The organism is Brevundimonas sp. UBA4553 (genome assembly GCF_002387245.1).
Taxonomy (GTDB): Bacteria; Pseudomonadota; Alphaproteobacteria; order Caulobacterales; family Caulobacteraceae; genus Brevundimonas.
Window position 1 is genome coordinate 15,398 of the sequence record NZ_DGLD01000016.1, and the last position, 23,606, is coordinate 39,003.

Annotated in this window: 28 protein-coding genes and 1 tRNA gene; 8 read left to right on the top strand and 21 right to left on the bottom strand. The window is 67.2% G+C overall.

What is annotated here, in order from left to right; genetic code table 11:
• Positions 1–9: 9 nt before the first annotated feature.
• Positions 10–1,674: a thiamine pyrophosphate-binding protein gene (locus B4A39_RS10815; RefSeq protein ID WP_292036488.1), complete on the bottom strand. Its 1,665-nt coding sequence runs from the start codon at positions 1,672–1,674 to the stop codon at positions 10–12.
• A gap of 100 nt (positions 1,675–1,774) precedes the next feature.
• Here B4A39_RS10815 and B4A39_RS10820 point away from each other — a divergent pair, with 100 nt between their 5' ends.
• Both B4A39_RS10820 and B4A39_RS10825 read left to right on the top strand, forming a co-directional pair.
• Positions 1,775–1,912 carry an entericidin A/B family lipoprotein gene (locus B4A39_RS10820; protein WP_292036490.1) on the top strand — a complete coding sequence of 46 codons (138 nt, stop codon included), beginning with the start codon at positions 1,775–1,777 and terminating at the stop codon, positions 1,910–1,912.
• Positions 1,913–2,005: 93 nt separating this feature from the next.
• Positions 2,006–2,410, top strand: coding sequence for a YidB family protein (locus tag B4A39_RS10825; protein WP_292036493.1), 405 nt, complete (start codon positions 2,006–2,008; stop codon positions 2,408–2,410).
• Positions 2,411–2,412: 2 nt separating this feature from the next.
• Here the strand turns inward: B4A39_RS10825 and truA are convergent, their stop codons facing one another.
• The 7 genes from truA to B4A39_RS10860 all read right to left on the bottom strand — a co-directional run bounded on the left by truA (position 2,413) and on the right by B4A39_RS10860 (position 6,940).
• Positions 2,413–3,162, bottom strand: a complete 750-nt coding sequence (gene truA / locus B4A39_RS10830) for a tRNA pseudouridine(38-40) synthase TruA (protein WP_292036494.1) — start codon at positions 3,160–3,162, stop codon at positions 2,413–2,415.
• Positions 3,162–4,085 (bottom strand): methionyl-tRNA formyltransferase, encoded by a 924-nt coding sequence (fmt, locus tag B4A39_RS10835; RefSeq protein WP_292036496.1) that lies wholly within the window; start codon positions 4,083–4,085, stop codon positions 3,162–3,164. The genes truA and fmt overlap by 1 nt, the downstream gene beginning before the upstream one ends.
• A gap of 27 nt (positions 4,086–4,112) precedes the next feature.
• A complete protein-coding gene (locus tag B4A39_RS10840; protein WP_292036498.1) occupies positions 4,113–4,328 on the bottom strand; it encodes a hypothetical protein in 216 nt (71 codons plus the stop codon).
• Positions 4,328–4,900: a peptide deformylase gene (def, locus tag B4A39_RS10845; RefSeq protein ID WP_292036500.1), complete on the bottom strand. Its 573-nt coding sequence runs from the start codon at positions 4,898–4,900 to the stop codon at positions 4,328–4,330. The genes B4A39_RS10840 and def overlap by 1 nt, the downstream gene beginning before the upstream one ends.
• A 72-nt stretch (positions 4,901–4,972) precedes the next feature.
• Positions 4,973–5,245, bottom strand: coding sequence for a hypothetical protein (locus tag B4A39_RS10850; RefSeq protein ID WP_292036502.1), 273 nt, complete (start codon positions 5,243–5,245; stop codon positions 4,973–4,975).
• A 39-nt stretch (positions 5,246–5,284) separates the two neighbouring features.
• A complete protein-coding gene (locus B4A39_RS10855; protein WP_409449592.1) occupies positions 5,285–5,641 on the bottom strand; it encodes an acyl-CoA thioesterase in 357 nt (118 codons plus the stop codon).
• A gap of 141 nt (positions 5,642–5,782) precedes the next feature.
• On the bottom strand, positions 5,783–6,940 hold the full coding sequence (locus B4A39_RS10860) for a patatin-like phospholipase family protein (RefSeq protein WP_292036505.1): 1,158 nt from the start codon (positions 6,938–6,940) through the stop codon (positions 5,783–5,785).
• 88 nt (positions 6,941–7,028) lie between these two features.
• Here B4A39_RS10860 and B4A39_RS10865 point away from each other — a divergent pair, with 88 nt between their 5' ends.
• The gene (locus tag B4A39_RS10865) at positions 7,029–8,186 is read left to right on the top strand and encodes a DUF1624 domain-containing protein (RefSeq protein WP_292036507.1); all 1,158 of its coding nucleotides are present in this window, start codon (positions 7,029–7,031) and stop codon (positions 8,184–8,186) included.
• A gap of 45 nt (positions 8,187–8,231) precedes the next feature.
• On the opposite strand, the gene B4A39_RS10870 is transcribed toward B4A39_RS10865, so the two are convergent.
• Positions 8,232–8,308: transfer RNA gene (locus tag B4A39_RS10870), tRNA-Arg, on the bottom strand.
• Positions 8,309–8,444: 136 nt separating this feature from the next.
• Between B4A39_RS10870 and B4A39_RS10875 the strand changes: the two genes are divergently transcribed.
• Both B4A39_RS10875 and B4A39_RS10880 read left to right on the top strand, forming a co-directional pair.
• The gene (locus B4A39_RS10875) at positions 8,445–9,731 is read left to right on the top strand and encodes a hypothetical protein (protein ID WP_292036509.1); all 1,287 of its coding nucleotides are present in this window, start codon (positions 8,445–8,447) and stop codon (positions 9,729–9,731) included.
• Between the two features lie 69 nt (positions 9,732–9,800).
• Entirely contained in the window at positions 9,801–10,106 is a 306-nt protein-coding gene (locus B4A39_RS10880; protein ID WP_292036511.1) for a hypothetical protein, read from the top strand.
• 42 nt (positions 10,107–10,148) lie between these two features.
• Here the strand turns inward: B4A39_RS10880 and B4A39_RS10885 are convergent, their stop codons facing one another.
• The gene (locus tag B4A39_RS10885; protein WP_292036572.1) at positions 10,149–11,402 is read right to left on the bottom strand and encodes an MFS transporter; all 1,254 of its coding nucleotides are present in this window, start codon (positions 11,400–11,402) and stop codon (positions 10,149–10,151) included.
• A 47-nt stretch (positions 11,403–11,449) separates the two neighbouring features.
• A complete protein-coding gene (locus B4A39_RS10890; RefSeq protein WP_292036513.1) occupies positions 11,450–11,926 on the bottom strand; it encodes a cupin domain-containing protein in 477 nt (158 codons plus the stop codon).
• Positions 11,927–11,975: 49 nt separating this feature from the next.
• Between B4A39_RS10890 and dapE the strand changes: the two genes are divergently transcribed.
• Positions 11,976–13,169 (top strand): succinyl-diaminopimelate desuccinylase, encoded by a 1,194-nt coding sequence (dapE, locus tag B4A39_RS10895; protein WP_292036515.1) that lies wholly within the window; start codon positions 11,976–11,978, stop codon positions 13,167–13,169.
• On the opposite strand, the gene B4A39_RS10900 is transcribed toward dapE, so the two are convergent.
• From B4A39_RS10900 to B4A39_RS10915, 4 genes are all read right to left on the bottom strand, one after another.
• Complete coding sequence (locus B4A39_RS10900) at positions 13,166–13,375, bottom strand: hypothetical protein (RefSeq protein ID WP_292036516.1); 210 nt, start codon at positions 13,373–13,375, stop codon at positions 13,166–13,168. The genes dapE and B4A39_RS10900 overlap by 4 nt on opposite strands.
• Positions 13,375–13,716 (bottom strand): RidA family protein, encoded by a 342-nt coding sequence (locus B4A39_RS10905; protein WP_292036517.1) that lies wholly within the window; start codon positions 13,714–13,716, stop codon positions 13,375–13,377. The genes B4A39_RS10900 and B4A39_RS10905 overlap by 1 nt, the downstream gene beginning before the upstream one ends.
• A 30-nt stretch (positions 13,717–13,746) precedes the next feature.
• A complete protein-coding gene (locus B4A39_RS10910; protein WP_292036518.1) occupies positions 13,747–13,890 on the bottom strand; it encodes a hypothetical protein in 144 nt (47 codons plus the stop codon).
• A 65-nt stretch (positions 13,891–13,955) separates the two neighbouring features.
• Positions 13,956–15,275, bottom strand: coding sequence for an amidohydrolase (locus B4A39_RS10915; RefSeq protein WP_292036519.1), 1,320 nt, complete (start codon positions 15,273–15,275; stop codon positions 13,956–13,958).
• An 83-nt stretch (positions 15,276–15,358) separates the two neighbouring features.
• On the opposite strand from B4A39_RS10915, the gene B4A39_RS10920 reads away from it, so the two are divergent.
• Positions 15,359–15,733, top strand: a complete 375-nt coding sequence (locus tag B4A39_RS10920; RefSeq protein ID WP_292036520.1) for a hypothetical protein — start codon at positions 15,359–15,361, stop codon at positions 15,731–15,733.
• A gap of 28 nt (positions 15,734–15,761) precedes the next feature.
• Positions 15,762–16,193, top strand: a complete 432-nt coding sequence (locus B4A39_RS10925; protein WP_292036522.1) for an SRPBCC domain-containing protein — start codon at positions 15,762–15,764, stop codon at positions 16,191–16,193.
• A gap of 3 nt (positions 16,194–16,196) precedes the next feature.
• Here the strand turns inward: B4A39_RS10925 and B4A39_RS10930 are convergent, their stop codons facing one another.
• From B4A39_RS10930 to B4A39_RS10955, 6 genes are read right to left on the bottom strand one after another with little or no spacing between them, the layout of a single operon-like run.
• The gene (locus B4A39_RS10930; RefSeq protein WP_292036523.1) at positions 16,197–17,180 is read right to left on the bottom strand and encodes a type II secretion system F family protein; all 984 of its coding nucleotides are present in this window, start codon (positions 17,178–17,180) and stop codon (positions 16,197–16,199) included.
• Between the two features lie 13 nt (positions 17,181–17,193).
• A complete protein-coding gene (locus B4A39_RS10935) occupies positions 17,194–18,168 on the bottom strand; it encodes a type II secretion system F family protein (protein WP_292036526.1) in 975 nt (324 codons plus the stop codon).
• Between the two features lie 8 nt (positions 18,169–18,176).
• On the bottom strand, positions 18,177–19,763 hold the full coding sequence (locus B4A39_RS10940; protein WP_292036528.1) for a CpaF family protein: 1,587 nt from the start codon (positions 19,761–19,763) through the stop codon (positions 18,177–18,179).
• Between the two features lie 4 nt (positions 19,764–19,767).
• Entirely contained in the window at positions 19,768–21,360 is a 1,593-nt protein-coding gene (locus B4A39_RS10945) for an AAA family ATPase (protein ID WP_292036529.1), read from the bottom strand.
• A 5-nt stretch (positions 21,361–21,365) separates the two neighbouring features.
• Positions 21,366–22,058 carry a CpaD family pilus assembly protein gene (locus B4A39_RS10950; RefSeq protein WP_292036530.1) on the bottom strand — a complete coding sequence of 231 codons (693 nt, stop codon included), beginning with the start codon at positions 22,056–22,058 and terminating at the stop codon, positions 21,366–21,368.
• 5 nt (positions 22,059–22,063) lie between these two features.
• The gene (locus tag B4A39_RS10955; RefSeq protein ID WP_409449591.1) at positions 22,064–23,602 is read right to left on the bottom strand and encodes a type II and III secretion system protein family protein; all 1,539 of its coding nucleotides are present in this window, start codon (positions 23,600–23,602) and stop codon (positions 22,064–22,066) included.
• Positions 23,603–23,606 lie beyond the last annotated feature (4 nt).

Consider the following 23,606-nt stretch of genomic DNA (forward strand, 5'->3'; position numbering starts at 1 on the left):
GTTTCCCGATCAGCCGCCGCGCAGGTCGGTGATCGTGCGTCCCGGCGCGATCTGCTCGGCGTCAGTGATCAAATGGACCAGGGCCGGTCGCCCGTCCGCCGCCGCTTTCCGCGCCGCCGCCAGCGCCGCCGGGAAATCCTCGGTCCGTTCGCAGCGAACGGCGAAGGCGTCGAAGGCCTCGGCGTATTTGACGAAGTCGGGGTTCTTCAGCTCGGTGGCGATGACGCGGGCAGGATACTCCCGCTCCTGATGCATGCGGATCGTGCCGAAGGTCCCGTTGTCCACGACCACCACAATGACGCCGAGCCCGTACTGGGCGGCGGTGGCCATTTCATTGGCGCTCATCATGAAGTCGCCGTCGCCGGCGATGCAGACGACCTCGCGCGCCGGATCGACCACCTTGGCCCCGAGCGCCGCCGGATAGCCGTAGCCCATGGCGCCCGAGGTCGGAGCCAACTGGGTCCGTCGCGCCTGATGGCGGTGGAAACGATGCAGCCAGGCGGCGAAGTTCCCCGCGCCATTGGTCAGGATGGCGTCTTCCGGCAGGGCCTCGGCCAGGTGGGCGATGACCGCGCTCATGTTGACCGCGCTCTTGACCTCGATGGGCGCGGAGAAGGCGAGGAAGTCGGCGTGAGCGGCCGCGCCCTGCTCGCTCCAGGTCCGACCCGGGTCGATGCTCGACAAGGCCAGGGCCGCAAGCGAGTTGTCGGAGGCGGCCGACAGGCTCGGCGCCCAGACGCGACCCAACTCCTCTGCGCCCGGATGGATGTGGATCAGGGTTTCCGCTGTCTTCATGCGGTCCAGAAGGGTGTAGCCCTGGGTCGGATTTTCGCCCATTCGCGCCCCGATCACCAGCAGCAGGTCTGCGTCCTTGACCCGCGCCACCAGCTTGGGATTCGGGCCAAGACCAAGATCACCCGCATAGCTCGGATGATCATTGCGGATCAGGTCCTTTCGGCGGAAGGACAGGGCGACGGGCAGGCCCAGCCGCTCGGCCCAGTTCGACATCGCGTCGGTGGCGGCGTCGGTCCAGCCCGAGCCGCCAAGGATCAGCATGGGGCGCTCGGCCTTGGCCAGACGGGCCCCCACCTGTTCCACGAAGGCCGGGTCCAGCGCAGCCTTGGCCGCGACCACCGGACGTACGGGGGCCGGACCGCCATGGTCGTGCAGAATATTCTCGGGCAGAGCTACGACCACTGGCCCCATGCGGCCTTGCAGGGCCGTGGCGAAGGCGCGCTCGACTACCTCGACGGTGCGTTCCGGGCTCTCGATCTCGGTCGCCCACTTGGCCAGGCCGCCGAAAACCTCGCGGTAGTCGACCTCCTGGAAGGCGCCCCGCCCCCGGTCGGTCAGGGCGATCTGGCCGACGAAGAGGATCATCGGCGTCGAATCCTGATGCGCCGTATGCACCCCGATCGAGGCGTGGGTCGCGCCCGGTCCCCGCGTGACCATGCAGACGCCGGGCTTGCCGGTCAGCTTGCCATAGGCCTCGGCCATGTTGGCGGCGCCGGCCTCGTGACGACAGACGATGACCTCGATCCTGTCGCGCACGTCGGCCAAGGCGTCGAGCACGGCGAGATAGCTCTCACCCGGCACACAGAAGACCTTGTCGACCCCGTTCATCACCAGGGTGTCGACCAGACGGCGGGCGGCGGTATCGAGAGCTTGCGTCATGGTTTCGCCGTTAGCAGATTGAAGGATGAATTGGCCACGCAACCTTATGGCCAAGCTTCACGTTGAAGCGGCTCAATCGTCTATTTTCGGGGAAATCTCCATGCGCAAGCTCATCGTTCTCGGCGTCATCGCCGCCGCCCTGACCACCGCCGCCTGCAACACCGTGGCCGGCGTCGGTCGCGACCTGTCGGCCGCCGGCCAGGCCGTGACCTCCAGTTCGAATTCGGCCCGCAACTAAGGGGCCACGCCTGGGCCGCCTTTTCTTTGCGATCCCGCCACAAAGGCGTAGCCTTGTTCCCTCAGACTGCCGACATCAAATCGGAGAATGACCATGGGACTGCTGGATAACGTGCTGGGCGGCCTTGGCGGCGACGCAGCTGGGGGCCTTTCGGACCTGCTCAAGGGTCAGGGCGGCGTTGGCGGACTAGCCGAGAAATTTGGTCAGAACGGCCTCGGCGACGTGGTGGGGTCGTGGATTGGCAAGGGCGGCAACGCCGGGATCTCGCCCGAACAGATCGCTTCTGTGCTCGGGTCCGGCCCCATCGCCGACTTCGCGGCCCGACTGGGCATTTCGCCGGAACAGGCCAGCGAGACCCTGGCCGGCCTGCTGCCGGAAGCCGTCGACCGGCTGACGCCCGGCGGCTCGGCCGAAGGCGCGGACGACCTGCTGGGCGGCCTGATGAACAACCTGCCGGGCGGCATCGGCGACGCCCTGGGCGGCCTGTTCAAACGCTAGGACTAGGCCTCGACGTCATAGGTGACGCCCGTCAGATAAAGCCCGTCTGACGGCGCCACCGGGCCGCACCGGGCGCGGTCCCTCGCCGCCAGCGCGTCGGCCAGATCCGCCGCGTCCCAGCGGCCCAGACCGACCTCGGCCAGACTGCCCGCCATGGAACGCACCTGCCGATGCAGGAAGCTGCGCGCCTCGAACACCAGATGCACTTCCTCGCCCACGCGGCTGACCCGGGCTATGTCCAGCGACTTGACCGGACTGGCCGACTGGCACTGGGCGTCGCGGAAGGTGGTGAAGTCGTGCAGGCCGACCAGGGCTTGCGCCGCCGCGTGCATGGCCTCGGCGTCCAGCGGCTTCTTGACGTGCCAGACCCGCCCCCGATCAAGCGCCGGACGGCCCGGGCGGTTGAGGATGCGATACAGATATTTGCGTCCGTTGGCGGTGAATCGGGCGTGCCAGTCGTCGCTGACGGGCGCGCAGTCCAGAACCGCCACCGCCTCGTGCATCAGGTGGGCGTTCAGGGCGTTCATCACCGTCCGCGCCGGCCAGTCCTTGTCCAGATCGACGTGGCAGGTCTGGCCCGTGGCGTGGACCCCGGTGTCGGTGCGCCCGGCGGCGGCGATGCGCACGGTCTGGCCGCTGAAGGCCGTCACCGCCGTCTCGATGGCGCCCTGCACTGTCGGCTGGCCGGCCTGGGCCTGAAAGCCGTTGTAAGCTGAGCCGTCGTATTCGACCGTGAAACGATAGCGGGGCATCAGCCCAACACGGTTCCGGTTGCTACCGGAAAACCGCGCAGCATTTCCTCGGCGGATTGCGCCGCCTTGCCGGGGCGCTGCACGCGGCTCAGGCGCACCGCGCCGACGCCGCAAGCGACCGTCAGGGCGTCGTCCAGCACCTGGCCCGCCACGCCCTCACCCTCGGCCAAAGCCGACATCAGGGCCTTGATGCGCACCGGCTCGCCGTCCGCCTCGACCTCGAACCACGCGCCCGGGAAGGGCGACAGGCCGCGGATGTGGGCGTCCACCTCGGCGGCGGAGCGAGTCCAGTCGATGCGGGCCTCGGCGGGGGTGATCTTCTTGGCGTAGGTCGCTTCGCCCGCCTGCTCGGTCTCGGTGAATCCGCCCCGCTCGATGGCGGCCAGGGCGCGCGGCCACAGGGCGGCGCCGAGATGGGCCATGCGCTCGGTCAACGAAGCCGCAGTGTCATCGGCATGAATATCCATGACCTCGGACAGGATGATCGCGCCCTCGTCCAGGCCCTCGCTCATCCGCATGATCTGCGCGCCGGTCTGGCGGTCGCCAGCCATGATGGCGCGCTGGATCGGGGCGGCCCCACGCCAGCGCGGCAGCAGCGAACCATGCAGGTTGAAACAGCCCAGGCGCGGCGCCTCCAGCACCTCAGGCTTGAGGATCTGGCCGTAGGCGACGACGCAGGCGGCGTCGAGATCCAGGCTCTTGAAGATGTCGATGGCTTCCGCCGCCTTCATGCTCTCGGGCGTGAAGACGGGCAGGCCCATGGCCTCGGCGAAGGCGTGAACCGGCGACGGCGTCAGCTTCTGGCCCCGGCCCTTGGGGCGCGGCGGCTGCGAATAGACGGCGACGATCTCGTGTCCCGAGGCGATCAGCTCGGCCAGCGACGGCACGGCGAAGTCGGGGGTTCCCATGAAGGCTAGGCGCATGGCCACGCCTTTAGACCGTGGGGCGGATTACATCCAGCGCGTATAGACGCCGCCGCCCTCGTCCCACTCGCCGCCCGCGTCGAGCGCGTCGTCGAAATCAAGCAGGCGATCCAGCAGCAGGCCCGCCACCACGCCGACAGCGGCGACTGCGACGATAGTGGCCAGGCTGGCGGCGCCGACCTTCTGATTGCGTGTGAGGCGGCGACGGCCGCGCGAGTCGATGATCGTGGTCTTGCGGGCCATCAGGCGGCGAGCCTTGCGTTCTTCTTGACCTTGGCGACAGCCCGTTCGCGGCGCAGGCGCGACAGGTGATCGATGAACAGGACGCCGTTCAGGTGGTCCAGTTCGTGCTGGAAGCAGACGGCGTAGAGACCTTCGATCTCTTCCTCGATCGGCTTGCCGGCGTAGTCCATGTAACGGACGCGGACGCGAGCCGGGCGCTCGACGGCGTCGAAATAGTCCGGCACCGACAGGCAGCCTTCCTCGTAGGAGAACATCTCCTCGGACGACCACACGATCTCGGGATTGACGAAGTAGCGCGGGTTGCGGCGCGCCAGAGCGTCTTCTTCGGTTTCCGGCTCGTCGGGCTGGCCCTCGACCGGCTTGTCGCCCAGGTCCATGACCACGACGCGCTTCAACTCGCCGATCTGTGCGGCGGCCAGGCCGATGCCCGGCGCATCGTACATGGTCTCCAGCATGTCATCCATGAGCGCGCGCAGTTCGTCGGTCACGCCGCCCTCCACGGGCGGAGAGACGGCCTTGAGGATCGCCAGGTCGGCGGCGTTATCGATGGTCAGGATGCGACGAATAGCCATGCCCCGCAGGTAGGGTGCAGGCGGTCAAACGTCAAGAATTTCCGAGTGCGGCGCTTGGTCTTGAGAATACCGTCACGTAGCGGGAAGGGCCGCACCTGCGAGGGTCAGCATCACATTCACCACCAGCCATGCAAAGACGACGGCGATGATGAGAGCGCCAAGCCCCATCGCCTTGAAACGTCCGCGACACAGGGCGTCGAAGCGTTCTGGCTCTTCAACGCGCACAACACGCCGGCGCGCATGACCCTTGGTGTAGACGACACCGCTGGCTCGGGCCTGAAGCAGGGGAATGAGCTCCCGCACGATCAAAAACAGGCCCGCCAGAAACGCCCCCAACATCCACATGCCCACCCCCCACAAGACGACGGCTGAACAGTGATCGACTCAAGCTTGGCTGTCCAGAACCGGGGGCAAGGGCCGCGGCTTGCGCTCGGAATCGATGGCCACATAGGTGAAGACGCCTTCGGTCACACGCACCGACAGCGCCTCGGATTGGCCGCGCGCGCGCTTCCAGGCCTCGACGTGGACGCGGATCGAGGTGCGGCCTGTGTGGATGACACGGGCGTAGATGGACACCTCGTCGCCGACCGAGACCGGCTGGTGGAAGACCATGCCGTCCAGCGCCACGGTGGCGCACCGACCCTTGGCGCGCTCGAAGGCAGGGGTGGCGCCGGCCAGGTCCATCTGGGCCAGCAGCCAGCCGCCGAAGATGTCGCCTTCGGGGTTGGTATCGGCGGGCATGGCGATGACGCGTCCGACGGGCTGACCGTCAGGAAGCTGGGCAAGGATTTGTTCGACGTCGGTCACAGGCGGGCCTTGGAAGTCTTGGGGAGATAAGGCGTCTCATGCGCCTCGTGGCCGGGCGCTTCAAGGCCGTGCTCCCTACCCGCGCGGCCGCAAACGATCCATCAGCCCTTGAAGCCCCTGCCGCTCGGCCACCGGCGACCGCCACAACTCGCCCGCCGCTGCGCGCTCGCGGGCTGTGTCGAACAGCCGCTTCATGGTGGCGGTTTCAAAGCTCAGCATGCCGCCCTGATCAGGCGCATGGGGGATGGAAGCGACGCTGATCGGCAGACCCTGCGCTGCGCAAAAGGTGGTCGCCGTGCCCAAGGCCTGGCGATAGGAGAACCGCAGCATGGCGTCGAAGCTGCGCGTCAGCACCGCCGGCACATTGGGAGCGGTGGTCCTGGGCTCGGGCTCCAGCACCGTATTGACCAGGACGTGGACTCGCCCCCGGTGCAGCCGTCGCCCCAAACGGTTCCAGCGCAGCAGAGCCTCGGGCATCAGGAACAAGGGCGCCGCGACGCCGCCGTCCACGTGCATTTCCTCGAACTTGCCGCCATCCACCTCGCAGGGAATGCGACGCGGGGGAAACAGCCCAGGCAGGCTGGCAGAAGCCGCGAGCACTTCGCGGAAAAGCGCCACCGCCGTATCACCACCGTGCGCCGCGACAGCCCCCATGTCCCAGATGCACGACCGCTGGCTGTCCAGATCGGTCGTCGCCACCAGCAGTCGCCGGCCCCGCGCATGCTCCACGGCCACGGCGTCGATCAGGGCTTCGTCGACAAAGGGATGGATCAGGGCGTCCAGGGCTTCGCCCTGGAACAGGCCGCCGGTAAAGGTCGAGGCCAGCCGCCGCAGGCTCAGAAGATCAGCGGCGTGCCCGCCCGTATAGGCATCCGCCAGTCGATCGTCCCAGGCTGGCCCCAGAAAGGCGAAGGGGGCGATCAGGGCCCCGGTGCTGACCCCGGTGACCAAAGCGAACTCGGGCCGCGTCCCCGCCTCGGTCAAGCCGACCAGGGCGCCCGCCCCATAGGCGCCGCCCGCCGCGCCGCCGGATATGGCCAGCATGTCGAACCGGCCCGACGACCAGCCCGAACGCGGCAGGGACAGCCTATCCGCCGCCGCTTCCAGCGAGGCTTCAGCCTGTTCGACGCTCAATCGAATGTCGGAAAAGCCCTCGATCCGCCCCATCCCCGGCGGGGGTGGGGGCAGGCGGCCTCGGGGCAGACGTCGGGCGGGAAGGACAGGTTCGCTCACGATGCTTTCATCGGACGCCGCGCGATGGACGTCAAATCCTCGCCGCGATGATTTGTAATGTTATTTCATATCATTTAAGTGCGGTCGCATGACGCCTTCAGCTACGCCCTCCTCCGTCGCTCCGTCCGCCCGCATCCAGTCCATTGACGCCCTGCGCGGACTGGTAATGCTGCTGATGCTGGTCGATCACGCGCGAGAATTCTTCTTCATTCACGCTCAGGTCTCGGATCCGATGGATGTCACGGCGACCTCGCCGGCCCTCTTCTTCACCCGGCTGGCGGCCCACCTGTGCGCCCCGATTTTCGTCGCCCTGACCGGGTTGAGCGCCTGGCTATACGCCTCGAAGAAAGGCGGCGCGCCAGCGGCCTCGGCCTTCCTGTTCAAACGCGGCCTGTTCCTGATCGCGCTTGAGCTCACTCTTGTCAGCTTCGCCTGGACCTTCTCGCTGACGCCAACCACCGTCTTCCTGCAGGTCATCTGGGTCATCGGCCTGTCCATGATCGCTCTGGCGGCGCTGGTCCATCTGCCGCGCGGCCTACTGATCGCCCTGGGGCTCGTGATCGTGCTGGGACACAATCTGCTGGACCCGATCACCATAGCCGAGGGCGCGCCGGGTCACGCGGTCTGGGCCGTTCTGCACGATCGCGGCTACATCGACCTGCCCTGGGGCGGGCAGGCGCGCACCTCCTACCCCCTGTTGCCGTGGATCGGCGTGATCGCCCTCGGCTACGGGATCGGGCCCTGGTTCGCGGCAGAGGGCGCGACGCGCCGCCGACGACTGGTCATGCTGGGCCTGTCCATGCTGGGTCTGTTCGTCGTCCTGCGGACGCTTAACGTCTACGGTGACCAGCCCTGGACGACGCAACCCGACCTGCTGCACACGATGATGAGCGTGCTGAATCTGACCAAGTATCCGCCCTCTGCAGACTTCCTGCTGACGACGCTGGGCGTCGGCGCCCTACTGCTGGCCGGGCTCGAGCGGACGCCGAAAAGGCTGGTCGCCCTGCTCGCCGTCTTCGGCGGCGCGCCCCTCTTCTTCTACCTGATCCACCTCTACGGCCTGCACCTGCTCAACCTGGCCGCGCTGGCGATGTTCGGACCCAATCAGGGCGAGGTCTTCAGCCTGCCGAACGTGGGCTGGATATGGCTGCTGGCGCTCGCGACGGCTGTGCCCTGCGGATTCGCCTGCCGCTGGTTCGCCGGGGTCAAACGCCGCAGTTCCCAGTGGTGGATGAAGTACCTCTGAGCCGTCGCAGATAAGCAACGCATCTCTTGGCGGTCTTGAGGAGGATGGCGCACCCGACAGGATTCGAACCTGTGACCTCTGCCTTCGGAGGGCAGCACTCTATCCAGCTGAGCTACGGGTGCGTCTGCGGCTCTTGAGCCGGACGGCGGTGCTTACAGCATGGGCCGGGCGGCCTCAATCCCTGAAATCCCGAGCGGCGTCGCCTTCTTGGCGCGAGGCGCGCAAAGTCCTAGCGTTCGCCGGAGAGAGGGAGTTTCCATGCGCATTTCGACCATCATCGCCCTGACAGCCGCGGCCGCCCTGCTGGCGGCCTGCGCCACGGCGCCGAAGACGACCTCGGACAGTCTGGACGCCGTGGCCCGCGACTACGTCGCCCTGACGCTGGAGATCGGCGAGCGCGAGCCGGGTTATGTAGACGCCTATTACGGCCCGGCCGAATGGGCCGAGACAGCCAAGGCGAACCCCCGTGCCTTGCCACAGTTGGTCGAAGGCGCCGCCGCCCTGACCCGCCGCCTGGACGCCCTGCCGACTGCCGGTCTCGACGCCGAGAGCCTGCAACGCCGCGCCTATCTGTCGGCTCATGTTTCGGCCGCCTCTGCCCGTCTGCGGATGCTGGGCGGCGAGAAGATGAGCTTCGCCGACGAGGCCGAAGCCCAGTTCGGCGTGCGGCCGGACCTGCGCCCCCTTTCGTCCTATGACCCCGTGCTGGCGCAGATCGACGCCCTGATCCCGGGCGAAGGGCCCCTGGCCGACCGCGTCGCCGCCTTCCGCGCCCGCTACGTCATTCCCAAGGAGAAGCTGGAGCCGGTGATGCGGGCCGCCATAAGCGAGTGCAAGGCGCGCACCGAACGGCACATGACGCTTCCCGCCAACGAGACCTTCACCCTGGAGTTCGTCACCAACAAGCCGTGGTCGGGCTACAACTGGTACAAGGGCGACGCCTTCAGCCTGATCCAGGTGAACACCGACCTGCCCATCTACATCGACCGCGCCGTCGACCTGGGCTGCCACGAAGGTTACCCCGGCCACCACGTCTATAACGCCCTGCTGGAACAGACCTTCGTCAAGCAGAAGGGGTGGGTCGAGATGAGCGTCTATCCCCTGTTCAGCCCCATGTCCTTCATCGCCGAAGGCAGCGCGAACTACGGCATCGATCTGGCCTTCCCCGGCCACGAACGCACCGATTTCGAGCAACGCGTTCTCTACCCGCTGGCCGGGCTGGACCCGACGACGGCCGAGGCGCAGACGCAACTTCTGGCCCTGATGCGGCAGCTGGGCCGGGCCGAGTACACCATCGCCGACGCCTATCTGGCCGGCCGCATCGATCGCGAGACCGCGTTGGATCAACTGCAGAAGTACAACCTGGTGGCGCGCGATCGTGCCACGCAGCGGCTCAGCTTCATCGACACCTATCGCAGCTACATTATCAACTACGGCCTGGGCCGCGACATGGTGCAGACTTGGGTCGAGGCGCAGGGTCCTGATCATTGGGACACGACCGAGCGACTCCTGGCCAGCCAGACCCTGCCGATCAATCTGGACTGAGGCGACAGGCAACCGGGACCGCTCGCTGGCGTTTACCGTCAAGGTTCAACGCAAGAAGGGGGACATCCCATGCGCACCCGCATCATCACCATCGCCGCCGCTTCCATCCTGGCGCTGGGAGCGGTCGCCTGCACCCAGGCCGAGCAACAGCAGGCCGAAGTCAACGCCGAGGCAGCCGGCGACAAGGCGGCCGATGTCGCCGCCCAAACCGGCGAAGTGGTCGAGTCCGGCGCCATGAAGGCCGCCCAGGCCGTCGAAAGCGGCGCCGGCAAGGTCGCTGACAAACTGGAAGGCAATCAAGCTGAGGCCGCCGCCGAAGGGCGCCCTGGCGCCGTCGATCCGGCCACGGACACGCGGGTCCCCGCCAAGAACTGACGCAAGAGCGGCCCTTCTTCCGTCAAGGAGAAGGGCCAGCCGTCAGGTCAGGCGATCGGCCTTCCTCAGACTGGGGAAGACCTTGGCCCAGATGCCGGTGGCGGCCAGGGCGCCAACCCCGCCGAACACCGCCGCGCCCACAGGGCCGAGCAGGCGCACCATGACCCCCGAATAGGCCTCTCCCAGTTCATTGGACGCGCCGATGAACAGCATGGAGACCGACGACACCCGGCCCCGCATGTGATCGGGCGTCGCCAGTTGGATCAGGGTCTGACGGATATTGACGCTGATCATGTCCGCCCCGCCGCCGATGAACAGCGCCAGCGCGCTCAGCCAGACCCAGTGCGACAGGCCGAACGTCAGGGTGGAAAGGCCGAACACCGCCACCGCGGCGAACATCCACCGCCCGCCGTGCTTCACGATCGGGAAACGGCTCAGATAGAGGGCTACCAGCAGGGCTCCGACCCCGAACGAGGCCCGCAACAGACCGAACCCTTGCGGTCCCACGTGCAGGATGTCGCGCGCAAAGATCGGCGTCAGCAGGGCCACCCCCGCCAGCAACACCACCACCAGATCGAGCGAGATGGCGCCCAGGACGATCTTGGTCTTCCAGACGTAGGACAGACCTTCCTTGACCAGTTCCAGCGGCCCCACGCCGGTCTCGACAAACTGCGGCTTGCCCTTGGTGCGGATAAGCAGGAAGCAGCCGATAGCGATCAGGAAAAGCGCCATGGCCGAGGCGTAGGCCCAAGGCACCGCGAACCCGACGATGACGCCGCCCAGGGCCGGGCCGGCGATAGCTCCGGTCTGGAAGGCGATGGACTGGGCCGCGATGGCCGGCGGCAGCGCCTTGCGCCCTACCACCATGGGCAGGAAGGCTTGGCTGGCCGGCGCGAGGAAAGCCCGCGCCGCGCCAAACACGGCGGCCACCGCCAGCAGCCCCCACAGCGGAGGGGAGCCATGAATAGCCATGGCCAGGAAGGCCAAGGCGCACAGGCTCTCGACCACGATGGACAGGGTCACGGTGTGCTTGCGGTCGCGCCGGTCGGCCATGGCCCCGGCGGGTAAGGTGAAGGCCAGCAACGGCAGGAACTGACACAGGCCGACCAGCCCCAAATAGAGGCTGGCCTCGGCGATCGGGTGGTCGCGCCGGGCGATCTCATAGACCTGCCACAACAGCGCCGAGGACTGGATCTGGATGCCCAGGACCGCCGCCACGCGCCCGACCCACAACAGGCGGAAGTCGCGAATGGCCCAAGGGCTGGAGGGCCCGCCGTCATGGGATTCGGGCGGCAGGGGCGGTTGCGGCGGAACCGTCGGGGCGGTGTCGATACTGTCTGTGGTCACGTTCTTCGCGGTGTCTTTGGATAGGGGGTTCCGTCGCGGTGGAAATAGCGGCCGGCGCCCTTGGGGAGGATCATGTCGATGTCGGGATAGTCGCAGGCGTCTTCAGCGGGCCGGCGCGAACCGACCTCCAGCAGGACCGCCTCGTGGTCGCTACGGTTTTCGATCTTGTGGCCGTTTGGCACGCCCGCCTTGAAACCGGCGCAGTCGCCGGGACGCAGCACGGTCTCGCCGTCCTCCTCGACCAGCACCACCTCGCCCTCGACCACCCAGACGAACTCGTCTTCCACCGAATGCCAGTGGCGCTGGCTGGACCAGGCCCCGGCGGGCAGGCGCAGCAGGTTGACCCCGAACTGGTCCAGACCGACCGCATCGCCCAGCCGCCAGCGCCGTCGCGGCTTGCAAGGCGCGGCGAAGTCTTCCGGGTAGCCGGTCCCATGGCCGGTCGGCGCATTGTCGATGTCGATCTTCGGCACGGTTTCGGGCCTTCTCGCGGATGCGGGATATGCCTAAAGCATAGAGCCCATGAGCGCCGCATCACATTCCGTCATTGATCCTGTCGAACTGACCCGCGACCTGATCCGCATTCCCTCCGTCACCCCCGCCGACGAGGGGGCGATGGACGTGCTGGAACGCGCCCTGACCGGCCTGGGCTTCACCTGCCGCCGCATGGTGTTCGAGGGGCCGACCGGCATGGGTCACGACGCCCGCATCGAGAACCTCTACGCCCGCCGTGGCACGGCCTCGCCCAATCTCTGCTTCGCCGGCCACACCGATGTGGTGCCGACGGGCGACGTCGCCGCCTGGAGCGCCGCTCCGTTCGAGGGCGAGACGCGCGACGGCATCCTCTATGGCCGGGGCGCCGTCGACATGAAGGGCGGGATCGCCGCCTGGGTCGCCGCCGTCTCGCGCATTCTGGCTGAGGGCGACGTGCCCGGCTCCCTCTCCTTCCTGATCACCGGCGATGAGGAAGGCCCGGCCCTGCACGGCACCAAGCGGGTGGTCGAGGCCCTGGCCGCCGAGGGCGAGGTCATCGACGCCTGCGTGGTCGGCGAGCCCTCCTCGGCCCACCACCTCGGCGACATGATCAAGGTCGGGCGGCGCGGTTCGCTCAACACCTGGATCACCGCCCACGGCAAACAGGGCCACGTCGCCTATCCCGACCGCGCCGCCAATCCCGCGCCGGTCGTCGCCAAGCTGCTGGCCCGCCTCGACGCTCACGTTCTGGATGACGGATACCCGGAGTTTCCCCCGTCCAACCTCGAGATCACCACCATCGACGTCGGCAATCCGGCGACCAACATCATTCCCGCGGAAGCGAAGGCCCGCCTCAACATCCGCTTCAACCCGGCCCACACCGGCGACGGCCTGATAGACTGGCTGAACCGTGAGGCGGGCGCCCTTCAGGCCGAGACCGGCCTGCGCATCGAGTTGGAGCACATGTGCTCGGGCGAAGCCTTCCTGACCGAGCCGGGCGTCTTCGTCACGGCGGTGCAGGACGCGGTGGAGGCGACGCTGGGCCGCCGTCCCGAGGCCTCGACCACCGGCGGAACCTCGGACGCCCGCTTCATCCGCTCGCTCTGTCCGGTGCTGGAGCTCGGCCTGGTCGGCCAGACTATGCACCAGATCGACGAGCGCGTGCCCGAGGCTGAACTGCGCGCCCTGGCCGACGCCTATCAGGCGGTGATCCGAACCGTGATCGAGCGGTTGACGGCCTAGGCTTCGCCCGCCGCTTCCAGGCGGGCGATGCGGCGATCCATGTCCGCGACCTGATCCTTCAGGCGCTGTTTTTCCGAGGCCATGTCGACGGGCGTGCCGTCTTCATAGGTCAGTTGCGCGCCCTTCTCGATCAGGTCGAGGCGGTAAAGGGCTGTGACGCGAGTCGCCTTGAACCGCTCCAGTTCACTTTCCCTGTCGAGCGCCATCAGATCGCAGCCGTGACGATGATCTCGACCAGATAGTCGGGCGTGGCCAGCCGGGCTTCGCTGGTGGCACGCGCGGGCGGATTGGCCGGATCGACCCAGGCGTCCCAGACCGCGTTCATGGCCTCGAAGTCGGCGATGTCGGCCAGCCAGATGGTGGCCATCAAAATCTTCGACTTGTCCGTCCCGGCCTGGGCCAGCAGGGCGTCGATCTCGGCCAGGGTCGTCCTGGTCTGGGCCGTGACGTCGTCGCCCGGCTCGCCGACCTGGCCGGCCAGATAGACGGTGTTCCCGTGGATGACGGCCTCGCTCATGCGGGCGCCGGGCTGGATGCGGGTTATCATGGGGAGGCCTCCTGAAATCGCGCCTCCGGCTTACCCCAGCATCATCTCCATCACCAGAAGGGCCGCGACGAAGACCGCCGCGAAAGCCATGCAGAAGAAGACGGCATCACGCAGGCGACTGCGCACAGGACGCAGGGGCGCGGCGGATGGAAGATTGATCGGCAGTCGCGACATCGACGGACCCTCGCTGAGATGTCGAGGATGCGCGCCTATGCTTACCCCTTGATAAACAGAAACAATCAGTTTTCCGCCCGTTCCAGGAATCGCAGGGCGCTGAAGACATGAGCCTTCACTCCCAGGGGCAGCACCTTCTCGTTGACATCGAAAGCGGGCGAGTGGTTCGGGGCCGCCGCAGCCGGATCCACGCCGTCCGGGCTGCCGCCCAGATGATAGAAGACGCCCGGCACGACCCGCTGGAAATAGCTGAAGTCCTCGGCCACCGTGGTCGGTGGAGTGGCCGGATTGACCTTGCCCGCGCCCGCCGCCTCTTCCAGCACGGGCGCCAGCCAGGCCGACAGAGCCTCGTCGTTGAAGACCAGGGCCGCATTCTGCCTGACCGCGAAATCGGCGGTGGCTCCGTAAGCCTCGGCCACATGATCTATGGCCGCCTCGGCCCGGGCCACCAGGGCGTCGCGCTGGGCCACGTCGAATGTGCGCAGAGTCCCGCTCAGCGTCGCGCTGTCTGGGATGATGTTGTAACGCACGCCCGCGTCTATGGTCGCGATGGTGAAGACGGTCGGCGTCGTGGTCGGGTCGATGGTCCGCGCCGTCAGGGTGTTGACCGTCTGCACCACATTGGCGGCGGCGGCGATGACGTCCACGCCCTTCCATGGCCAGGCCCCATGCGTCTGCTTGCCGTGCAGGACGATATCGACCCGGTCCGACGCGGCCATGAAGCCTTGCGGTCGATAGAAGATGGTCCCCGGCGCGCCTGGCACGACATGCAGACCGAAGATGGCCTCGGGCGCCGGATCCTTCAGCGCCCCCTCCTCGATCATCAGGGCCGCCCCGCCCAGACGTTCGCCCGGAGGCGCTCCCTCCTCCGCCGGCTGGAAGATGAAGACGATCGTGCCGCTGATCTGATCCTTCATCCCGGCCAGGACCTCCGCCGCGCCCATCAACATGGCGACGTGGGCGTCATGGCCGCAGGCGTGGGCCACCGGCACGGTCTCGCCCATGTAGGTTCCGGTCGCGGTCGAGGCGAAGGCCAGGCCGGTCGCCTCCTTGACCGGCAGGGCGTCCATGTCGGCGCGCAGGGCGACCGTGCGTCCGGGCCGCGCGCCGCGCAGAATCCCGACCACCCCGGTCTTGCCCACGCCCGTGCGCACCTCCAGCCCCAGACCTCGCAGATGATCGGCGACAACGCCCGCCGTGCGCGTTTCGGCGAAGCCCAGTTCCGGGTGCTGATGCAGATCGCGCCGCCAGGCCACCACCTCCGGCATGACCCGGTCCACCGCCGCCTCGACGCTGGCGGCGGGAACCTGGGCCGCGGCGGCGCCCGCCCCCGTCAGGACGGCAGACGCGACAGCGGCGAGGATCAGACGGCGGCGAATGGTCATGGCGAACTCCCCTTTGTGAAGTTCATGTTGCGCGAGCGAACGCCGCTTGTGCAAGCCGCCGCGAACGCCGATCTTCAGACGGCATGAGCAAGACGTCCAAACCGTTCAAGGTCTCTAAGACTCGCTGGAACGAGGTGGTTCTGGTGTGTCGCAAATGCTCGAAGAAGCTGGACGGCGGCTTCGGCCCGGATGGCGACAAGACGCTGAAGAAGGCCCTGCGGCGCTACCTGCACGCTGGAAAGGGCCGCAAGGCGGATCTGGCCGTCGTCGGCGCCGACTGCTTCGACGTCTGTCCCAGGAACGCCGTGGTCGCCGTCAACGCCCGACGCCCCGATGAACTGCTGATCGTGCCGGCGGGCGCCGACCTGTTCGAGGTCAAGGCGCGGCTGGGCCTGGACGACGGGCGACGGCTCAAGCCGCCGCTATCCCGCGCCGATCCTGCCGAGACGACTTCCTAAAGTCGAAAAGCCGTGTCAGAGGCAGAACATGGACACGACCCGTATCGAGAAGCGTATCGGCGTGCACGCGCCGTCGGACCGCATCTGGGAGATCCTGTCGGATCTCGAGAACTGGCACACCTGGAATCCCTATGAAACGGGCGTGACGGGCGCGCTGGCCTTCGGCGCCGGCATCAGTCTGACCGAGGCTCTGCCCGGCATGGCCGAGCGTCAGGTGCAGGCGCGCCTCGGCGACTGGCAGCCCTATTCGCAACTGGTCTGGGCCGAGAAGCGCGGCTGGCTGTTCAACGCCATTCGCTACTACGAAATCGAGGAGCTGGAGCGCGGCAACTGCATCGTCTCCAACGGGGTGATCTTCTCGGGCCTGCGCGGCGAACTGTTCCACGACAAGCACCGCAAGACGATCCGCAGCGCCTACGAGGACATCAGCGAGGCTCTGCGACGCGCCGCCGAGGGCTGATCCTCAGCCCTTCATCATGTCCTGGATGTTGATGATCGCCGGGCCGAGAATGACCACGAACAGCACCGGCAGGAAGAAGACGATCATCGGCACGGTCAGCTGAGCCGGCAGCGCCGCGGCCTTCTTCTCGGCGGCGGCCAGACGCAACTCGCGGTTTTCCTTGGCCATGACCCGCAAGGCATTGCCCAATGGCGTGCCATAGGTTTCGGCCTGGGTCATGGCGGTGGCCACGGCCCGAATGCCGGGATGGTTTGTCCGTTTGGCCATGCCTTCGTAGGCCATCCGACGCTCGGGCAGGTAGCTCAATTCAGCCGATAGCAGGCTGAGTTCCTCGGCCAGCTCGATCGACTGGCTGCCCACTTCCTGACTGACCTTCTGGATCGCCGCCTCGATCGACATGCCCGATTCGACGCAGATCAGCAGCAGATCCAGCGAGTCGGGAAAGGCGGCCACAATGGACTGTTTCCGCTTGGCGATGCGATTCTGAAGATAGAGGTTGGGCGCATAGAAGCCCGCCGCCGCCGCGAACACCAGCGCGCACAGCTTCAGCGTCAGATTGAAACCGAAGTCATTGACGACGAACAGGTAGAAGGCCGCCAGCACCATGAAGATGAAGGGCGTGGCGAAGCGGAAGAAGTAGAAGGTGGTCAACGGACGCGGACCGCGGAACCCGGCCTGCGCCATGTTCTCCGCGACCTTCGGATCTTCCAGCAACTGGGTCAGGTTCAGACGCTCGACGACACGCTTCTTGAAGCCCTCGTCGGAGTGGCGCAGCGAGGCAGGATTGGCGCCGCCGCCCTTCATCGCCTGGCGCGATCGGCGCTTCAGCTCATCGCGACGCTCGGCGACGGCCTTCATCCGCTTGTCCAGCCGTTCGCCGCCCATGAAGGAGCCCAACAGGGTCAGGACGCTGGCGAAGACCGCGACCCCGACGCCGATGCTCAGCAGGTTCTGGGGGTCGGTGATGAAACGAAAGAAGCCGTTCACGACGCTCTTCCCCTCAGAACTTGAACGAGATCATGCGCTTCATCATGAAGACGCCGCAACTCATCCAGAGGCCCGCGCCCAGCAGCATGACCTGACCGCGCATGTCAGTGAACAGCAGCATCATGTAGGCCGGGCTGGCGACCATGACCAACATCATGACCACAGGCGGCAGCGAACCGATGATGCCGGCCGAAGCGATAGCTTCCGAAGACATGGCCTTGATCTTCTCGCCCATCATGCGCCGGGCCCGCAGCACAGTAGTGAGGTTCCCCAGCGCCTCGGCCAGATTGCCCCCGCTCTTTTGCTGAATGGCGATGACGATGGCGAAGAATTTGAGTTCCGGAACCGGCATCCGCTCGAACATCTTGTCCAGGGCCTCGGACAGGGTCAGGCCGACGCCCAGCCCCTCGACCAGCTGCTGGAACTCGCCCGCCAGCGGCTGGGGACTTTCGCGGGCGATGATCTTGAAGCAGTCGTGGACCGGCAGACCCGTCTTGATGCCTCGCACCAGGATGTCGACGGAATCGGGAAAGGCGAGCGAGAACTTCTTCATCCGCTTCTTGCCCTTCATGTTGACGACCCAGCGCGGCACGCCCAGCCCCATGACCAGGCCGATCCCCAGAGACAGCACGGGATTGAGCCCCAGGACAAACGCCATCACGGCGCCAATCACGCCCAGAACGATGCTGATGATGATGAAGGTGCGCAGGCTGATCGACAGGTCGGCCTGTTTGAGCTTCGCGCTCATGGTCATGCGCGCCTTGCGGTCGCGCCGGTCCACCTCCTGCAGTTGCAGCATGATCTGCTTGCGGCGCGCCTCGGGCGTATTGACCACAGCGGCGCGCTTCTTCGCGGTTTCCGCGCGTCCGACATTGAGCGCCTTGGCGCGCTTCACCGCCTGACTCGAACCGTCATCGCCGCTGACCAGCACCCAGCCCAGACCGCCGATGGTGATGAAGGCCAGGAAGGCCGCAAGAATGGGGAGCATCGCCGTCTCTACTCCGCCGCGTCCAGCGCTTCGGCCAGTTCACGCTCCAACCCGTAGTAGCGCGCACGATCCCAGAAGCGGGGACGCGCAATGCCGGTGGAGCGATGTCGGCCGGTGATCTTGCCGTGGGCGTCTTCGCCCGTGATTTCGTAGACGAACAGGTCCTGGGTAACGATCACATCACCCTCTAGGCCGACCACCTCGGTGATGTGGGTGATGCGACGCGAGCCGTCGCGCAGACGCGCCGCCTGAACGATGACGTCCACCGAGCCCACGATCATTTCGCGGATAGTCCGCGACGGCAGGCCATAGCCGCCCATGGTGATCATGGATTCCATGCGGCTGATGGCTTCGCGCGGGGAGTTGGCGTGCAGGGTGCCCATAGAGCCGTCGTGGCCGGTGTTCATGGCCTGCAACAGGTCAAAGGCCTCGGGGCCGCGCACCTCGCCGACGATGATGCGTTCGGGACGCATCCGCAGACAGTTCTTGACCAGATCGCGCATGGTGATCTGACCCTGGCCCTCCAGATTGGGCGGACGGGTTTCGAGGCGCACGACGTGCGGCTGCTGCAACTGAAGCTCGGCGGCGTCTTCGCAGGTAATGACCCGTTCCGTCGGATCGATGAAGGCCGTCAGGGTGTTCAGCAGCGTGGTCTTGCCCGAGCCGGTCCCGCCCGAGATGACGAGATTGCATCGCGACGCGCCGATGACGCCCAGAACCCGCGCGCCCTCGGGACTGATGGAGGCGTACTCCACCAGGTTCTTCATCGTCAGCTTGTCTTTCTTGAACTTCCGGATCGTCAGCGTCGGGCCGTCGATGGCCAGGGGCGGGGCGATGACGTTGACGCGGCTGCCGTCCGGCAGGCGGGCGTCGCAGATGGGGCTGCTTTCGTCGACGCGACGACCGACCTGCGACACGATCCGCTGGCAGATGTTCATCAACTGGGTGTTGTCGCGGAAGCGGACATTGGTCAGCTGGACCTTGCCCGAGACTTCGATGAAGACCCGGCCAGCGCCGTTGACCATGATGTCGGCGATGTCGTCCCGGGCCAGCAGCGGCTCCAGCGGGCCGTAGCCGAGGACGTCGTTGACGATGTCCTGGACCAGGTGCTCCTGCTCGGCCACCGACATGGAGACGTTCTTGATCGCCACCAGTTCGGCGACGATGTCGCGAATTTCCTCGGACGCCGCCTTGGTGTCCAGCTGCGCCAGCTGGGACAGGTCGATGGTGTTCATCAACGCGTTGAAGATTGTCGTCTTCGTAGCGTGATAATAGTCGGACTGTTCGCGAACGATCTCCGCGACCGCCTGCGCCTTTTTCAGCTGCTCGAGGCCAGCGGTCGCGCGGGGTCCCTTGACGGGGCCGCCGGGGGTCGGCGCAGGGCCTTCCGGACGCGGCCTGGCGGCTAGGGCGTCCAGCCGGTCCGTGGCGTCGGGCACCGCCCGCGCGGGCGCCTCAAGCTCTTCCGGTGAGAAGGCGTCTATAGGTTCAAGCGCGCGCGCCGCGGCGACGTTCGGCTGAGCCGCCGGAGCCGGCGCCGGGGCCGGTCGCGGCGGGACCGCCAGGCCGGCTTGTGCGGTGCGCTTGCCAAACACGATGTCAGCGCTTCTTGCTGAACAGGGAGGCGAGCAGAGAGCCGCCCTTCTTTGCGGGCGCGCTCTTGCCCTTGGCGGGTGCTGTCGGCAGTTCGCGGCGCGACACGATCTGGGCCAGGGTCTCGAACGCTTCGGCGGCCTTGGTCTTGGCCCCGGAATCCACGATCATCTGGCCGTTGTTGGCTGCGGCGCCGAACACCTTGGCGTCGAAGGGGATGATCAGGCTGGGGTGGACGCCAAGCGCCGTGCCAAAGTCCTTGGCCGGAATCTCGGGACGTCCAGGCATGCCGACCTGGTTCAGGATCAGACGCGGCGGCGCGTCATTGGGACGCCCCTGCTTGATCAGGTCGATCATGTTCTTGGCGTTGCGCAGGCTCGCCAGGTCCGGCGTCGCCACGATGACAACCTCATCGGCGGAAATCAGCGTCTTGCGCATCCAGCCCGACCAGAGATGGGGCAGATCAAGCACGACAAAGGGGGCGGTGGACCGGATGCGGCTGGTCACCTCCTCAAAGGCGTCCGGCTGGATGTCCCAGTCGCCGTCCAGCGTGGCGGGAGCGGCGAACAGGCTCAGCTTGTCCGTGCAGCGGACCATCATTCGGTCCAGCAGGGTCGCGTCCAGGCGGTCGGGCTGGCTCAGGGCGTCGGCGACGCCGCCCAGCGGGTCCTGATTGAAGTCCAGACCGGCGGTGCCGAACGGCAGATCATAGTCGACGATGACGGTGTTGACGCCGATCCGCTCGCTCATCGCATAGGCGGTGTTGTGGGCCACGGCCGAGGCCCCTGCCCCGCCCCGCGCGCCGACGAAGGCTATGGAGCGACCAACGAAGGGTTGGGCGGGATCTGCAAACAGTCCGCCGATGGCCGAGATCAGCTGCAGCGGCTGGACGGGCGCAACCAGATACTCGCTGACCCCGCGCCGCATGAGCTCACGGAACAGGAGGATGTCGTTGGTGGCGCCGATGATCACCACCTTGGTGCCCGCGTCGCACACCTCGGCGAGCTGGTCGATCTCCCAGAGCAGGGTCTGGGCGTCCTTCATGCTTTCGACGACGATCAGCGGCGGGGTCGGCTCGGACTGATAGGCCTCGATCGCGGCCGCGACGCCGCCGATGCGGATCTGGGTCGTGGCGCGCGACATGCGCCGATCCTGTCCGGCGCGCTCGGCGGCGGCCAGCGTGTCCTGACGCTCGGCGAAGACGTGAACGGCGATGCGCGGAATGGAGACCTCGACCGCGCCCGGGCCTACCGGCAAACCGGCGGGCTCATAGGCCGTCAGGGCCGAGACGGGAGCTTCTGGCGTGACGGCGACGAGGGGGACGGGCGGCGTGTAGACCTCATCCACGGGAACGGGAGAGGTTGGCGTGGTCTCTTCGGGCATCATGACGGCGGCCACGGCGGTCTCGGTTTCCGCGACCATTCGGCCGACCGGATTATAGGCTTCTTCGGTCGGCGCGGGTCCGGCCATGGCGGTCGCGGGCGGGGTGATGAAGGGCGTGGGATCAAGCCGAGGCGCCGCCACGGCGTCGATGAAGTCGTCCTCCATCTCGAACGCGTCCAGAGCGTCGAAGTCCTGTGCGGCGAAAGGCTTGCTCATGTCCATCAGTCCACGGCGCTGGAAGTTCGGGCGTCGCTGATCAGGGCTTCGCGCTCTGCGGAGGTCTGCTCGCCCTTGGCGTAGTTGTCGAACACCACGGCGCGGCGCTGGGCGTCGGTCGGCGTCATGGCGCGGGGCGAGACGATGTCGCGCGGATTGGCGATCTGGGCCGCCAGGTTGGCGTTGACGGCGCAGCCGAAGTTCGACGGCGACTGGTTGTCCCCGGTGCGAGTCAGGCTGCCCCACTGGGTCCCGCACTGCGGCACCACGGCGCGAAGGGTCTCGAACCCCGCCAGAATCGGCGCGCGCGGGTCAGGACCGGCATAGCTGACGACGCGGATCATGTGGTCCGGCGCCCCGGCGGCCACCAAGCCCGCCTTGACGTTCCACGCCGCCTGATTGACGACCGGGTCGTCCCCCGCCGGCGCCTCGACCACCAGAACAGAGGCGCCCTCGATGGCGAAACGATTGACCAGGTCCTTCAGCGCCGCCTGCTGGTTGGCGGACAAGCCGGTCTCGTGAACCGCCAGCGCGATCCGGTCCAGGCCCGGTTCGACCTGCAGGCTGTAGCGCGAAGTGGGCGTCAGCGGCGGTTCGCCGCCCAGGCTGGCCGGGCCGCCCATGCAACCGCTGAGCAGCAGACCGCCCAGCGCCAGCACGGACACGATCGCGGAACGGGACGTGGAGGTAAGGATCATGGCGGTCACTCGATCACGTAGCCGACCGGCCCCTGCCAGCCGGTGCCCGCCTGGGCGGTCGGCGCCGGCGAGCCGTAGGCTTGGTTCAGTTGGCCGAAGAAGATGGTCTGGGCGTCCTCGGCGATGCGCAGGCCATCGGCCGGCGTCTGCATCCGTCCTGCGGAGGTCGGGTTCACGATGAAGGCCTCGACGATGACGACGAGTTCGGTTTCACCCATCAGATAGTCGCGCGACCGGAACAGCTGACCCAGCACCGGCAGGTTGGTCATGCCGGGAAGGGAATCGATGTTTTGACGAGTCGATTCCTGGAGCAGGCCCGCGATCATCATCGATCCGCCCGACGGCAGTTCGATGGTGTTCTCGCTGCGCCGCACCGACAGGCCGGGCAGGCCGATGGACGACGGCGTGCCCGCACCGATGGTCAGGCCGCCCTGAGAAGTCAGCTCCGAAACCTCGACCTTGACCTGAAGCGAGATGCGGCCTGCAGTCAGGACGACGGGCCGGAACGAAAGCCCCACGCCATAGGGCTTGTATTCGACCGAGATCTGGCCGTCGCGGTCCCGTCCGGTGGGCACAGGAAATTCGCCGCCCGCCAGGAAGCTGGCCGCCTCGCCATTCACCGACGTCAGGTTGGGTTCCGCCAGCGTACGGATCAGACCGACCCGCTCGAACGCCTTGATGGTGGCGTTGCCCTTGTTCAGCCCGTCGGATCCCGGACCGGTGCCCGGTTGGGCGGTGTCCCAGTTGGGCGCGTCTTCGGGCCCATCGACCGTAAACGGGCAGAGCGCGCCCTCGGCCCAGCCGGGGCCGATGCAGGGGCGCTGCATCTGATAGTTCTTGGTGGTGTCGCGCGACACGCCGCCGGTGATCCCGCCCAGCAGCGAACCGTTGACGCCCCAGGTGGCGGCGTTGCCCAACAGCCACTGGGTGTCGCCGATCTGGCCCAGCACCGCCTGGGTGTCGAAGCCCAACTGCTTGATGGCGCTGCGCTGCACCTCGACCACGCGCACCTTCAACGTCACCTGGTCGGAGCCGACCACCCCGATCATGTTGACCACCTTTTCAGGCGCCGAAACGAAGGCGCGAGCCACCTGGGCGGCGCGCTGCGCCTCCGCCGGGCTGGCGGCGGCGCCAGTCAGGATAATACTGTCGTTGACCGCTTCCGCCCGGATGCTGGAGCCGGGCGCCACTCGGCTCAGGGTGTCCTGAAGGGCGCTGGTCCCGGCGTCGACGCGCACGCGAAGCGACAGGATGGTCCGCCCTGTGGCGTCCAGGAAGACCGCATCGGTCTCGCCCGGCGCCATGCCGATGACCGTGATACGGCGCGGCGAATGGAGCATGGCCTCCGCCACTTGGGGATTGGACACGATCACATCGCGCGCATCGGCCGGCAGATCCACGGCGAACGAGGTGCCGCGCGGCAGGTTGACCAGTTGCGGCGCCGTACCCGTGGCGACGGCCGCCCGGGTCTGGGCCAAGGGCGCCGAGGCCGCGCCGCCAAGGACGATCAAGGAGGCGCAGGCCGCCGCGATCAAACGATTCATGCCC